This window comes from Aurantimonas marianensis, assembly GCF_024195285.1.
GTDB classification, from domain to species: domain Bacteria; phylum Pseudomonadota; class Alphaproteobacteria; order Rhizobiales; family Rhizobiaceae; genus Aurantimonas; species Aurantimonas marianensis.
In genome coordinates, this window is sequence record NZ_JALHBS010000007.1 from 56,274 (window position 1) to 68,213 (window position 11,940).

General features: G+C 66.8%; 12 protein-coding genes and 1 tRNA gene. 7 read left to right on the forward strand and 6 right to left on the reverse strand.

Annotation, left to right across the window (positions count from 1 at the left end; translation table 11 throughout):
* Positions 1–16 precede the first annotated feature (16 nt).
* Both MJ956_RS01075 and MJ956_RS01080 read right to left on the reverse strand, forming a co-directional pair.
* Entirely contained in the window at positions 17–1,681 is a 1,665-nt protein-coding gene (locus tag MJ956_RS01075) for an AMP-binding protein (protein WP_253962631.1), read from the reverse strand.
* A 26-nt stretch (positions 1,682–1,707) separates the two neighbouring features.
* Positions 1,708–1,792: transfer RNA gene (locus MJ956_RS01080), tRNA-Leu, on the reverse strand.
* Positions 1,793–1,963: 171 nt separating this feature from the next.
* Here MJ956_RS01080 and MJ956_RS01085 point away from each other — a divergent pair.
* From MJ956_RS01085 to MJ956_RS01095, 3 genes are read left to right on the forward strand one after another with little or no spacing between them, the layout of a single operon-like run.
* On the forward strand, positions 1,964–2,545 hold the full coding sequence (locus MJ956_RS01085) for a YqaA family protein (RefSeq protein ID WP_253962632.1): 582 nt from the start codon (positions 1,964–1,966) through the stop codon (positions 2,543–2,545).
* 12 nt (positions 2,546–2,557) lie between these two features.
* Positions 2,558–3,091, forward strand: a complete 534-nt coding sequence (locus MJ956_RS01090) for a disulfide bond formation protein B (RefSeq protein WP_253962633.1) — start codon at positions 2,558–2,560, stop codon at positions 3,089–3,091.
* Between the two features lie 43 nt (positions 3,092–3,134).
* Positions 3,135–4,040: an AEC family transporter gene (locus tag MJ956_RS01095; RefSeq protein WP_253962634.1), complete on the forward strand. Its 906-nt coding sequence runs from the start codon at positions 3,135–3,137 to the stop codon at positions 4,038–4,040.
* Here the strand turns inward: MJ956_RS01095 and MJ956_RS01100 are convergent, their stop codons facing one another.
* From MJ956_RS01100 to MJ956_RS01110, 3 genes are all read right to left on the reverse strand, one after another.
* A complete protein-coding gene (locus tag MJ956_RS01100; protein ID WP_253962635.1) occupies positions 4,041–5,246 on the reverse strand; it encodes a DUF3095 domain-containing protein in 1,206 nt (401 codons plus the stop codon).
* Positions 5,247–5,403: 157 nt separating this feature from the next.
* Positions 5,404–5,964 (reverse strand): HNH endonuclease, encoded by a 561-nt coding sequence (locus tag MJ956_RS01105; RefSeq protein WP_253962636.1) that lies wholly within the window; start codon positions 5,962–5,964, stop codon positions 5,404–5,406.
* A 169-nt stretch (positions 5,965–6,133) separates the two neighbouring features.
* Positions 6,134–6,781, reverse strand: coding sequence for a DNA-3-methyladenine glycosylase family protein (locus tag MJ956_RS01110; protein WP_253962637.1), 648 nt, complete (start codon positions 6,779–6,781; stop codon positions 6,134–6,136).
* Positions 6,782–6,870: 89 nt separating this feature from the next.
* Here MJ956_RS01110 and gluQRS point away from each other — a divergent pair, with 89 nt between their 5' ends.
* Entirely contained in the window at positions 6,871–7,803 is a 933-nt protein-coding gene (gluQRS, locus tag MJ956_RS01115; RefSeq protein ID WP_253962638.1) for a tRNA glutamyl-Q(34) synthetase GluQRS, read from the forward strand.
* On the opposite strand, the gene MJ956_RS01120 is transcribed toward gluQRS, so the two are convergent.
* The gene (locus MJ956_RS01120) at positions 7,775–8,734 is read right to left on the reverse strand and encodes an AEC family transporter (protein ID WP_253962639.1); all 960 of its coding nucleotides are present in this window, start codon (positions 8,732–8,734) and stop codon (positions 7,775–7,777) included. The genes gluQRS and MJ956_RS01120 overlap by 29 nt on opposite strands.
* A gap of 200 nt (positions 8,735–8,934) precedes the next feature.
* Here MJ956_RS01120 and MJ956_RS01125 point away from each other — a divergent pair, with 200 nt between their 5' ends.
* The 3 genes from MJ956_RS01125 to MJ956_RS01135 all read left to right on the forward strand — a co-directional run bounded on the left by MJ956_RS01125 (position 8,935) and on the right by MJ956_RS01135 (position 11,648).
* Positions 8,935–9,822 (forward strand): DMT family transporter, encoded by an 888-nt coding sequence (locus MJ956_RS01125; protein ID WP_479768632.1) that lies wholly within the window; start codon positions 8,935–8,937, stop codon positions 9,820–9,822.
* Between the two features lie 104 nt (positions 9,823–9,926).
* Entirely contained in the window at positions 9,927–10,115 is a 189-nt protein-coding gene (locus tag MJ956_RS01130; protein WP_253962641.1) for a twin transmembrane helix small protein, read from the forward strand.
* 1,260 nt (positions 10,116–11,375) lie between these two features.
* Complete coding sequence (locus MJ956_RS01135; protein ID WP_253962642.1) at positions 11,376–11,648, forward strand: hypothetical protein; 273 nt, start codon at positions 11,376–11,378, stop codon at positions 11,646–11,648.
* Positions 11,649–11,940 lie beyond the last annotated feature (292 nt).

The following is an 11,940-nucleotide window of genomic DNA, read 5'->3' on the forward strand; positions in this document are numbered from 1 at the left end:
TCGGGCCGTGTCTCGCCTATGAAGCGCGACCAAGCGCGGTCGTCGGCGGCGCGTCCGATGCCGCTTCCCGCGCGGCCTTCTCGCGAAACACCCGGCGAACGATCTTGCCGCTTGTCGTCAGCGGCATCTCGTTTACGAACGCACCCTCGCGGGGATATTCGTGGGCCGACAGCCGCTCGCGCACGAATTTCTGGATCGAGGCGGCGAGCGCGGCATCCGGCGCAAATCCGTCGGCCGGCACCACATAGGCCTTGACGATTTCGGTGCGCATCGGGTCGGGCTTGCCGACGACGGCGGCGAGGGCGACTCCTGGATGGGTCATCAGACAATCCTCGATCTCGCCCGGCCCGATCCGATAGCCCGCCGAGGTGATGACATCGTCGTCGCGCCCGAAAAAAGTGACATAACCCTTATCGTCCATGACGCCCTGGTCGCCGGTGGTCAGCCAGTCGCCGGAAAACTTCGCCGCCGTGGCCGCAGGGTCCTGCCAGTAACCGAGAAACATCACCGGATCGGGCGCCTTGACCGCGATCGTCCCGGTCGTGCCGCGCGTCACCTCGCGACCGTCGGAATCGAGGATGGCGACGCGGTGACCGGGCACGGGCTTGCCGATCGCGCCGGCGCGCGACACGCCATAGGCCGCCGACGATCCGAGCACCATGTTGCATTCGGTCTGGCCGTAGAACTCGTTCACCGTCAGCCCCAGCGTCTCCCGCGCCCACAGGAATGTGTCGCGCGGCAGCGTCTCGCCGGCCGAGCCGATCGTGCGAAGGTCGAGGCCGGCGAGCGCCTCGGGGCTGGCGGCACCCTTCATCATGCGCAGTGCCGTTGCCGGCAGGAAGGCGTTGCGGATTTTTTGCCGGGCTATCAGCGCGAACGCCTCTGCGGCCTCGAAACGCACCTTGGTGAAGACCACCGGCACGCCGAGGAGCAGCGACGGCAGAAGCGCGTTGAGCAGGCCGCCGGCCCAGGCCCAATCCGACGGCGTCCAGAGCCGGTCGCCGGTTTGGGGAAAGCCATCGTGGTGGAAGCGCATGCCGGGCAGATGGCCAAGCAGCACGCGATGGCCGTGCAGCGCGCCTTTGGGCGGTCCCGTGGTGCCGGAAGTGAAGATGATCATCGCCGGATCGTCGGGCGTCGTGTCGGCGGTCCCGGCGTCCGGACCCGCTTGGGTCTCAAGCTCTGCGAAGTCGAGAACGCCGGGCGTTTCGGCCCCGACCGCGACGACCTCGGCGAGGTCCGGCAGCGCCTCGTCGACAGCGGCAAGCGTCGCGATGCCGGCGGATTCCGTCACCACCATACGGGCGCCCGACGCTCTCAGGCGAAAGCCGAGCGCCTCAGGACCGAAACGCAGCGCCAGCGGCACGGCGATGGCGCCGAGGCGATAGACTGCCAGATGCGCGATCGCCGCCTCGAAGCTCTGCGGCAGCACGATCGCGACCCGGTCGCCGCGCCCGACGCCACGCGCCGCGAAACCCGCCGCCAGCCTGGCGGAACGGCGCGACAGTTCGCCATAGGTCAGCGTGCGCGCCGGGTCCGCGCCCCGATCCTCGATCAGGCAGATCCGGTTCGGCTCACGCGCTGCCCAGACATCGGCGCAGGCCGCCGCGATGTTGAAGCGGCGCGGCAAATTCCAGCGAAAGCCCGCGTAAAGATCGGCATAGGATGATGATGCGGTCATGTCGTTCCAGAACAGCGCCGGAACATTGGTGCCCCTGGCCGGGATCGAACCAGCACTCCTTGCGGAACGCGATTTTGAGTCGCGCGCGTCTACCAATTCCGCCACAGGGGCGAACAGCCTCGGCCATTCGACGCGGGACTATAGCCGCAACCATTTCCCGGTCAATGCCGGTGTTCCCTCTTCCGCGCAATGCGGCGGCGGCAATTGCGTTTGCGCCGCGTTCGTCCTATGCGCCAGCCTTGCGCGCGGGCCTCGTCTCGCATCCCAGGTCTGGAACCCGCCATGCTCCGCCGTCTCTATGATTGGGTCATGTCCCTGGCCGCGACCCGCCACGCGGAGCGGGCGCTGGCCGCCATCTCCTTCATCGAAAGCTCGATTTTCCCGATCCCGCCGGATGTGCTGTTGATCCCGATGGTGATCGCGGAGCGGGCGAAGTGGTTCCGAATCGCCCTGGTCTGCACGATCGCTTCGGTGCTTGGCGCGTTTCTCGGCTATGCCATCGGCGCCTTGTTCTTCGATCTCGTCGGCCGGCCGATCCTGGAGCTCTACGGCAAGGCGGACGCCTTCGCCGAACTGACGGCCCGCTACAATGCCTGGGGCGGCTGGGCCGTGCTGTTCGCGGCGATGACGCCGTTTCCCTACAAGGTTCTGACGATCTTCTCCGGCGTCACCGGGCTCAATCTCGTGACCTTCACTGTCGTCTCGATCGTCGGCCGGGGCGCTCGGTTCTTCCTCGTGGCTTGGCTGCTCAACCGCTACGGGGCGCCGATCAAGGGTTTCATCGAGAACAATCTCGGCATGCTCTTCACCCTCTTCATGGTTCTGCTGATCGGCGGCTTCGTCGCGCTGCGATATTTGATGTAACGGATGATTTCGATGGGATTGACCGAACGCTTCAGGCGCCCGACCGGCTTTCGCCAGACGCTGGCCTCCGGCTTCCTGCTGGCTGGAACCGCGATTACCGTGGGCACGGCGCTGCTGTTCGAGCATGTCGGCGGCTACATCCCTTGCGCGCTCTGCCTGGAACAGCGCATTCCCTATTACTTGTCGATCCCCATCGCTCTCATCGCCTTCGTCGCGGCGGCGGGGCGGGCGCCGGCGGTTCTCACCCGCGCGCTGCTTCTCGCGATCGGTCTGATCATGCTCTATTCCCTCTATCTCGGCGTCTTCCATTCTGGCGTCGAGTGGGGATTCTGGCCGGGACCGGCCGATTGTGGGCAGGTCGGCGGCAGCGACCTGATGGGCGGCGATCTCCTCGCCACCATCGACGCCATCCGACCGCCCTCCTGCGACGAGGCGGCCGGCCGCTTCCTGGGCCTGTCCTTCGCCGGCTGGAACGCTGTCGCGTCCGCTCTCTTCGCGGCCGTGGCCCTGCGCAGCGCCGTCGCCAAGGCCGACCGGTTCGCCTGAGGGCAAGCAAGGCGATCTCCCCGAAAAGGGATGATACGAGGCGATGCCGGCGATTTCACTGACCCTTTGGCCGCTGTTCGCCCTGATCCTCGCGGGCCTTGTGTTCCGGCGGTCGGGCTTTCCGGGCGAGGGCTTCTGGCCGGCGGCTGAAAAGCTCAACTATTTCGTGCTGTTTCCCGCGCTGCTGTTCGCCAGTCTCGCCAAGGCGCCGCTGGCGGACCCGGCGCTGCTTGGCCTCGCCGCGGCAGTTCTGGCCGTGCTCGCTGTGGCTGCCGTCGTGCTCGCGGTGCTGCGCCGCTGGCGAGGTTGGCCGGCCGCGCGTTACGGTCCGCTGGTCCAGGGCACGATCCGCTTCAACACCTATCTGGGGCTTGCCCTTGTCGCCAGCCTCTACGGCCCAGAAGGGCTGGCCCGCGCGGCGATCATCCTCGCCGTGCTGATACCGGCGGTGAATGCCCTCGCGGTCATCGCCCTCACCGCCGAGCGGGAGACGAACGCGCGCCAACTCCTGAAACCCCTGGCGCGCAATCCGCTGATTCTCGCTTGCGCGGCGGGAGCGGTCTTCGCCCTGGCCGGCGTCGGACTGCCCTTCGGCACCGACCGGCTGCTCGGCCTGTTGGCGGCGGCGAGCCTGCCGCTCGGCCTTCTGTGCGTCGGCGCCGCGCTGAAGCTTTCGGCCGCGCGCGCCGAAACCGCGACGCTGTTCGTCAATAGCATCAGTCGGCTCTTCGCCATGCCGCTCGTGGCCGCGCTGGTCGCATGGCTGTTCGGCCTGCCGCCGCTCGACGCCTCGCTGCTCGTCGTCTTCTTCGCGCTGCCGACCGCCCCGACCGCCTATGTACTGACGGCCCAGCTCAAGGGCGACGCGACGCTGATGGCCGGGCTCGTTACGCTGCAGACGCTGCTCGCTGTGGCAAGCCTGCCGCTGGTCCTGGCCGTGTTCGGCTGATCAGGCCGATCCTTCGCTGTCGCGTCCAGGCAGCATTGCCGCTGCCGCGGCATAGCCGCCGGCCGCTCCGTCGATGAAATGCACATGGTCGCTGCGGCTCGCCGAGGGCACGAAGCAGGTCATCAGCGCCGCCTCCTGGCGGTGGGTGCCAATGCGCGCGATCCCCTCGGCCGCCGCCAGGCGCAGCCGCTGCTCGATCCGGTCGGCGACGGCCGGCGTGCAGTCGAGCGTCATCCTGAGGCCGTCGTCGAATTTGCGGAAATCGGTGTTGCGAACGAGTTCGGCGCGATAGCGCCTGGGATCGAAGCGGCCGACCCGGATGCCCGTCTTGAATGTCAGATGGGCGAGGAAGGACCGCAGCAGCACGGACAATCGCGAGGACCACAAGGCCCGTCCGGTCTTGGCGGCCCAGACTTTCGCCTCGATCCGGAAGCCGGCGGATGGCCAGCGCAGATCGGGCCCTTGGGGCGGAACCGGGCTGCCGACCTCAAGGCCATCGGCGCCCAGGGCGAGAATCGCCCGGGCCAGAGCGGCGAAGCGCTCTGGCGAAGCCGGCGGAGCCGGGACCAGGATGATAGACAGGATCAGCCCACGGCTAGCCGGTATCTCGGCGAATCGGCAGGTCAGGCCGGTCAGGTCGGGCCGGGCCGCATCGCCCTTTGCCGGTTCCAGCCGATATTCCCCCGCCTTCATCCGCTGTTCCGCCCAGGCGAGACCGCCGCCGTCGAACATGGCGTAGGCAACGTCGGGTGATGGAGAGAAGCGGGCGACACGCACGTCGTGGCCGCTTTCGCGAATGGTCCCGACCGGGACCATGGCGATACGCAGCGTCAGATCGAAAGCCTCGCCTGCCCAGCCGGCGACGGCGGCCATCGCGGTTCGGGCGAGCTCAGCCTGGGCAGCGGGCAGGGCGAATCCGGCGCCGTCGCCGCCGAAGACGAAGGGAAAGTCCTTCCCGGCAAGGCCGTTCGCGATGGCGGCGATCACCGCCGCGGCGACCGTGTTGATCTGCTTGTAGGCGCCTGCCTCGATGGCGGCGGTGGAACGCACGATGTCGGCCACCCCGACCACCCAATCGTCCGGTAGCGGCACATAGACGGCCGGGTCGCCAAGACGGCGGAAGTCCGCCGACGTCGGCAATGCCGCGTAGAAGTCGAGGCCAGTGCCATTTGGCTTCGCGCGGGCTTTGTCTGGCGGTTCTTCCATCGATCGTCCCGGTCCAGGCGAGGCGCTCCGCCGGGCATCCTGGCATCGAGGACCTTGGCGGGCAGCGCGCATCATTGCGTCGTCGGTGCAGCTTCGGACGAACGGGATGAAAGGCTTCAATCGGGCCGGTCGAAAATGGCGCTGCCGATCGAGGCGCCTATTCGGGATCGAGCTCGGAATCCCAGTAGAGATAATCCAGCCAGCTCTCGTGCAGGAAATTCGGCGGGAATAGCCGGCCGTTGTTGTGCAAGTCGTGGACGCTCGGCTGATAGGGCTTTTGATGCGGGAACATGCGGGCTGCCCTCGGCATCAGCCCGCCCTTCTTGAGGTTGCAGGGCGAACAGGCGGCGACGACATTCTCCCAGGTGGTCAGTCCACCCCGCGAGCGGGGGATGACGTGATCGAAGGTCAGCTCGTGCGGCGAGCCGCAATACTGGCACTGGAAGCGATCACGCAGGAAGACGTTGAAGCGGGTGAAGGCGGGATGGCGCGCCGGCTTGACGTAGGATTTGAGGCAAACGACCGAGGGGAGCCGCATCGAATAGGTCGGACTTCGCACCGCCCGGTCGTATTCCGCCAAAATCGTCACCCGGTCGAGGAACACCGCCTTGACGGCGTCCTGCCAGGACCAGAGCGACAGAGGGTAATAGCTGAGCGGCCGAAAGTCGGCGTTCAGAACGAGCGCTGGGGATAAGTCCTGATTCACGGCGATCGTCACCGGTCGTTCTCCTTAACTCCCTGCGGCCGGACCTGAATTGGCGCGACTATCGTGCTCTATCGTGTCGCCTTTGTGAAGCCTGGTCGCGAGCGAGTTTCGCGGACGGGTTCCCCCGTTTCCCGCAGTGCGGTCGACCTGCGGAGAAGATCTGTGGATAAATGTCGCGGGGTCATTCGGACATGGGCGCCGGGGCCGCGTCGCGGCGCGTCACGGCCGCGTAATAGGACCAGAACAGGCGCGCAGCGACCGAACGGTGCGGCGACCAGCGCTCGGCGATCAAGGCGACGGCCGCCGCCGCCGGCCGCGCCTCGTGGTCGAAGGCGTGGCCCAGCGCCGCTTGCAAGGCGAGATCCCCGGCGGGAAAGATGTCGGGATGACCGGCGCAGAACAAGAGATAGCATTCAGCGGTCCATATCCCGATGCCGCGCACCGCGACGAGTTCGGCGATCGCGTCGTCGGCGGACGCCGCCTCGACACGCGTGAAGTCGAGTTCGCCGTCTTGCACAGCTTGGGCAACCGCCAGCATCGTGCGTTGCTTGGGGCGCGACAGTCCGGCTCGGCGGAAGGCCTCGTCGGGCGCAGCGAGGATCGCTGCGGCGTCGTCGGTCTCGACCTCCCGTGTGAACCGGGAGAAGATCGCGTCGGCGCTCGCCTTGGAGACCTGCTGCGCGACGATAATGCCGGCAAGGCCTTGGAGCCCGCCAGCACTACGGCGCAGCGGTACCTCGCCCGCCGCGTCGATCACCCGATGCAGGCGGCCGTCCGCCAGTCGAAGGGCATCCAGCGCCGCCGCAATGTCGGCTTGTGTGCTGATCATGGCGTCCGGTTCCTCAATTGCCGCGACTCTGTCACGTTCCCTGCGCATTCCGATTCTAGGGCGGACGGGAAACGAGGGGAATCAATGCGATGGATTTGACATCAGCCGTGTTCCGGTTCGCGCCCAGTCCGAATGGGGAACTGCATCTCGGCCATGCCTATTCGGCGCTGCTCAACCACAAGATGGCGCGCGAGGCCGGCGCGACATTCCTCCTGCGCATCGAGGATATCGATCGGGCCCGCTGCACCAAGGCCTACGAGCAGCAGCTCGAGGACGATCTGTTCTTTCTCGGGGTCGACTGGGACGCGGCGCCGCGCCGGCAGTCGGAGCATTTTCCCGACTACGCCGCAGCGCTAGAAGCCTTGGCCGACGAGGAACTGATCTATCCGGCTTTCATGTCGCGCGGCGACATCCGCGTCCATGCCGAGCGCCACATCGAGGAAACCGGCGAGCCCTGGCCGCATGATCCCGATGGGGCGCCGCTCTATCCCGGTCTCGACCGCAAGCTGTCGACGCGCGAGCGCGAGCGGAAGATGAGCGACGGCGAACGGTTCGCCTGGCGGCTCGACATGGAGGCGGCGGTCGAACGGGTGCCGGCGCTGACCTTTACCGAGACCGGGCGTTCGCACGAGGGTGTCAGCGGCGAGATCGCCGCGCGGCCGCTCGAGTGGGGCGACGTGGTGCTCGGCCGCATGGAGATGCCGACCAGCTATCATCTGGCCGTCGTCGTCGACGACGCGCTGCAGGGCATCACCGACGTCGTCCGGGGTCAGGATCTGTTCCACGCGACCAGCGTGCATCGGCTTTTGCAGGCGCTGCTCGGCCTGCCGGCGCCGCGCTACCACCATCATGATCTGATTCTCGGCGCCGACGGCCGCAAGCTGTCGAAGAGCGCCCGCGACACCTCGCTGAAGGCGTTGCGCGAGGCAGGGCTCGGGGTGGAAGACATCCGCCGCATGGTCGGCTTTCCCGGCCGGCCGCCGGCGGAATGCTTCAGCCGAGCACGATCAGCCACACGCTGAGGGAGATCACCGACAGCACCGTCGAAACGAGGATCGTCGTCGCCGCCAGCTTCTCGCCGGACTGGAAATAGGCGGCGAAGAGATAGGCGTTGACGCCGGCCGGTGCGGCGGCGGTCAGCACCGCCCCGTTCAGCCACAGCGGCGGCAAGGCGAGCCAGCCGCCGAGGACGAAGACGATCGCCGGCATGATCACCAGCGACAGCGCCGCGACGATCGCCGACGCCGCCATGTCGCCGCGCAACCCGTAGCGGGTCAGCGACATGCCGAGCGAAAACAGGGCCAGCGGGCCGGCCGTGCCGCCGAGCAGTTTGGTGACCTCGTCGACATGGGGTTCGAGCGGCAGGCCGGTGGCGCGCCAGACGAGACCCGACAGGATGCCGAGGATGATCGCGTTGGTCGCAAGGTTCGTCAGGACCCGCTTCAGCGTCGCGGCCGTCGACACCCGTGGCGGCGCGGTGCCGGCGTCGCGCGCATCGAGGACGGCCGCGCGCTCGACGATCAGCGTCGCGACAATCATCATCACCGGCAGATGGATGGCGAGAATCAGGAGCAACGGCTCGAGTCCGGCATCGCCATAGGCGCGCTGCACGGTCGGAATGGCGACGAACACGGTGTTGGCGAAGCTCGCCGAGATGCCGGCGATGACGCCGGTGCGCCGGTCGGCGCCGGCAAGGCGCCGGACCACGACGCTGCCGATCGTCCAGACGATGGCGATGGCGCTGAAATAGGTCAGCCACAGAAACAGCGGGTTGGCGTCGCCGAAGGCCGAATTGGCGAGGGTGCGGAACAACAGGACCGGCACCGCGACGACGAAGACGAAGCGGGCCAGCGCCTCGCCGGTCGCGGCCGGCAACAGCTTCGCCTTCGCCGCCAGAAAGCCGATGGCGATCAGGCTGAAGATCGGGACGATGACGTTGAGGATGTCTTGCATGAGACGGGGCCGGCATTCGCTTGAGCCCCGGCGATAGACCGCGCCGGGCGCCAAGGCAAACGCCGGTCGCGCGATTTCGTCAGACAGCCTGACGGTTTCCCGCTTTCGGCCGGCGCGCCGCCCTGCTATCGAATGGCGCGCTGGTGCTCGGCCATCGATCGATCCACCAGCTGATCGCCCATCCCGAAAGGCCGTCCCCAGTGCAAAGGTTGCTGCCCTTCTTTCCGGCGATCTTCGTGCTGCTCTGGTCGACCGGCTTCATCGGCGCGCGCTACGCGATGCCCCATGCCGAACCGTTCACCTTCCTGTCGCTGCGCTACGCGCTGGCGCTCGCGATCCTCGGCGCGGTGGTCATCACGATGCGGGCGCCCTGGCCGGGCCGGCGGCCGGCGGCGCACGCGATGATCGCCGGCAGCCTGATCCACGGCGTCTATCTCGGCGGCGTCTTCTTCGCCGTGCGGCACGGCCTCAACGCCGGCATCGCGGCACTGATCGTCGGGCTGCAGCCGGTGCTGACCACCATCCTCGCCGCCAGCTTCCTCGGCGAGCGGGTGCAACCACGCCACCTTCTCGGCCTCGCCCTCGGCCTCGTCGGCGTCGCGCTGGTCATCCTGCCGAAGCTCGACGGCTCCGGCGAATACGGCCTCGTCACGCTCGGCCCGGTGGTCCTGTCGGCCTTCGCGATCTCGGCCGGCTCGGTCTGGCAAAAGCGCTTCGTCGGCGGCGTCGATCTTCGCACCGGCACGGCGCTGCAATATCTCGGTGCCCTCGTGCCGACGCTGATTCTCGCGCTGGCCACCGAGACGATGGTGCTCGACTGGACCGGCGAACTGGTCTTCGCGCTCACCTGGCTGGTCTTCGTCCTGTCGATCGGCGCCGTCTTCCTGATGCTGTATCTCATCCGCGAGGGCGCGGTGTCGTCCGTCGCCTCGCTGATGTATCTGGTGCCGGGCGTCACCGCGGTCACGGCGTGGCTGTTGTTCGGCGAGACGCTGTCGCCGATCCAGCTCGTCGGCCTCGTCATTGCCGGGGTCGGCGTTGCCGCCGCGACCCGCCGGCGCAAGCCCAAGGCCGTCCCGAGCCTTTGAAGCGGTCGCGCGACCACGATCCCGTTTGCGTGACCCGAGACTCGCGCGCCCGCGCGCATTGCCTATATTGCGGCTTCCCGAACAGAACTCCCGCAAAGGCCGGCATGTCCGATACGCTCACCTATTTCGCCCTGTTCTTCATGGTCGCCACCGCCGGCGTGCTCGGCGCCGGGCTCCTCAATCTGATGCGGGGCGGCTCCAGCAGCACCTCGCAGAATTTGATGCGCGCCCGCATCATCCTGCAGGGCATCGCCGTCCTGATCCTCGTCGGCGTGCTGCTGCTGGCGCGGTAGGGGGCTTTCTCCCTCGCCCCCACCAGTGGGAAGAGGGCGCGCAAGTGACCCGCTTCGTCATCCTCGGCCGCAGGCCGGGGATCCATGCCAAGTCGTTGCCGCCGCCAGGTCGGTCCCGGGAACGCGCGTCTCTTCCGTCACCGGAGCGGTCGCCACGCACGCGGAGGCATGGATCCCCGCGCAAGCGCGAGGATGACGAAGGTGCAGAGGATTGCCCTTTTCCGTCCACGAGGCAGAAGGCGCGCGTCACCGCCCGCACCGCTTCTGCGGCCGGTCGCTCAATCTCCAACGCTGGCGTCTCCTCCTTCCTTCTTCCATTCTCCGTCCTCGGGGTCCCCGCCAGCGACGAGCTTAGCGAGGAGCTTAAGGGCGGGGTGATTCTCTGTCCCACCCTTAAGCTTCGCCTTGCGGCTCGCTGGTGGGCCCCGGTTCTCTGTCCCGTCCTTAAGTGTCGCGGCTTCGCCGCTCACTGACGGGCCCCTGTGCCGTCTCGTCCCTGACGAGACGAGCGGCGGGACGCCGGAGGCGAACCCTCCGACTGTTTTATGTCATGCGGTCCGCCTCCGGCATCCCGCGCGGCGTTTGACCAACCCTTCGACACGGGCGCCCTTGCGTAGAGTGGGCTCCCATGCGCTGCCGGCTCTTCGGCCCTTGCGGGGCCTCAAGCGGACCGATCCGCAGACCCCTCGTTAGTGGGGGACGGTCCGGCGGAGCAAAGGGTCGTCCGGGCCGGGCACTTCTCCGGAAGAAGCCCCGTCGCGGACACCGCACCGCCAGGGATTTCTCCCCTTGGCCCAACGAACGATCCCGGTCATCATTCGCGCCCGTTCCGTGGGCCGGCGGTGAGCGGAGTATGTGGGAGGCGGAAAGGGCGGGGATAAAATTTATAGGAACCGCCTTTGGCGACGGGCTTCCCTAGTTTTCTTTCTTCCGAGAGAAGCGGCGGCTTATTGTTACGTGACGGTCAATTGACCTATTGCGCAACCAAGACCGGAGCATGGTGGATGACCGAACTACCCGGCAGCCTAAGCCGCAAAAGCCGCGCGGTGCGAGGATCGCCGCCGCCGCGATACAAGTGCTCACGCCTTTGCCCTGGTACGCAATTCGCTTCTGTCGCTGGTCAGCCGGTGATGGTGCGGGCACTGGGAGCGAGCGGCGTAAGGGTCGCACCAGTTTGTTCACCATAGGTGTTATTGCGCTGGTAGGAGTTTCCCTTATATGGTCCAATTGGACTTAACCCGTCCGGCAGGAGACGCGATAATGAGTGATAAAATCCGTGTGATCTTCTACGAGGAAAGCGGCGCATGGATAGCTCAGGGGCTCGAACACGACATTTGCGTTCAAGCACCGACCTTAAACGATCTCTATGGTCGTTTAGAAGTTGCAGTACGGCTTGAGGAAACCGAACCGGGCGGCATTGACCGCATCGGCGAGGCGCCATCCCATTTTTTCGACCTTTGGGAGAAACGTTCAGGCGACTTCCGCCCCAGAAATGACGGCGCCGAGCGCTATAGCGTAGGCCTCGCCGCCTAATGGCAGTGCCGTTTGGTGGACAACCTCGGTTCGGTCAGTATTTGGTGTGGGCCCGTGACGAGCACGGGTTCCACGCTAATTCTGGAACAGCCGCAGACGGGACCGGAAAAGCGCATCCCGTGACTCGAATCCAGAAGGATGGAGGTCCATCGGTAGTTATTGTTGGTATTGATCAGGCCGAATATCTCGTGCCGTCAATGGTTGGGCATCTTGATAGAAGGCTCGCCGTAAAGTCCCCTTGGTTCTCCGTTGAGCCATTCGACTGATGAAACCCGCCCATCACGGAGTGCGC

Bases quoted from the DNA above. Each gene is read 5' to 3' on its own strand.
- MJ956_RS01075 (WP_253962631.1), bottom strand. From the start codon at position 1,681: ATGACCGCATCATCATCCTATGCCGATCTTTACGCGGGCTTTCGCTGG.
- MJ956_RS01085 (WP_253962632.1), top strand. From the start codon at position 1,964: ATGCTCCGCCGTCTCTATGATTGGGTCATGTCCCTGGCCGCGACCCGC.
- MJ956_RS01090 (WP_253962633.1), top strand. From the start codon at position 2,558: ATGGGATTGACCGAACGCTTCAGGCGCCCGACCGGCTTTCGCCAGACG.
- MJ956_RS01095 (WP_253962634.1), top strand. From the start codon at position 3,135: ATGCCGGCGATTTCACTGACCCTTTGGCCGCTGTTCGCCCTGATCCTC.
- MJ956_RS01100 (WP_253962635.1), bottom strand. From the start codon at position 5,246: ATGGAAGAACCGCCAGACAAAGCCCGCGCGAAGCCAAATGGCACTGGC.
- MJ956_RS01110 (WP_253962637.1), bottom strand. From the start codon at position 6,781: ATGATCAGCACACAAGCCGACATTGCGGCGGCGCTGGATGCCCTTCGA.
- gluQRS (WP_253962638.1), top strand. From the start codon at position 6,871: ATGGATTTGACATCAGCCGTGTTCCGGTTCGCGCCCAGTCCGAATGGG.
- MJ956_RS01120 (WP_253962639.1), bottom strand. From the start codon at position 8,734: ATGCAAGACATCCTCAACGTCATCGTCCCGATCTTCAGCCTGATCGCC.
- MJ956_RS01130 (WP_253962641.1), top strand. From the start codon at position 9,927: ATGTCCGATACGCTCACCTATTTCGCCCTGTTCTTCATGGTCGCCACC.
- MJ956_RS01135 (WP_253962642.1), top strand. From the start codon at position 11,376: ATGAGTGATAAAATCCGTGTGATCTTCTACGAGGAAAGCGGCGCATGG.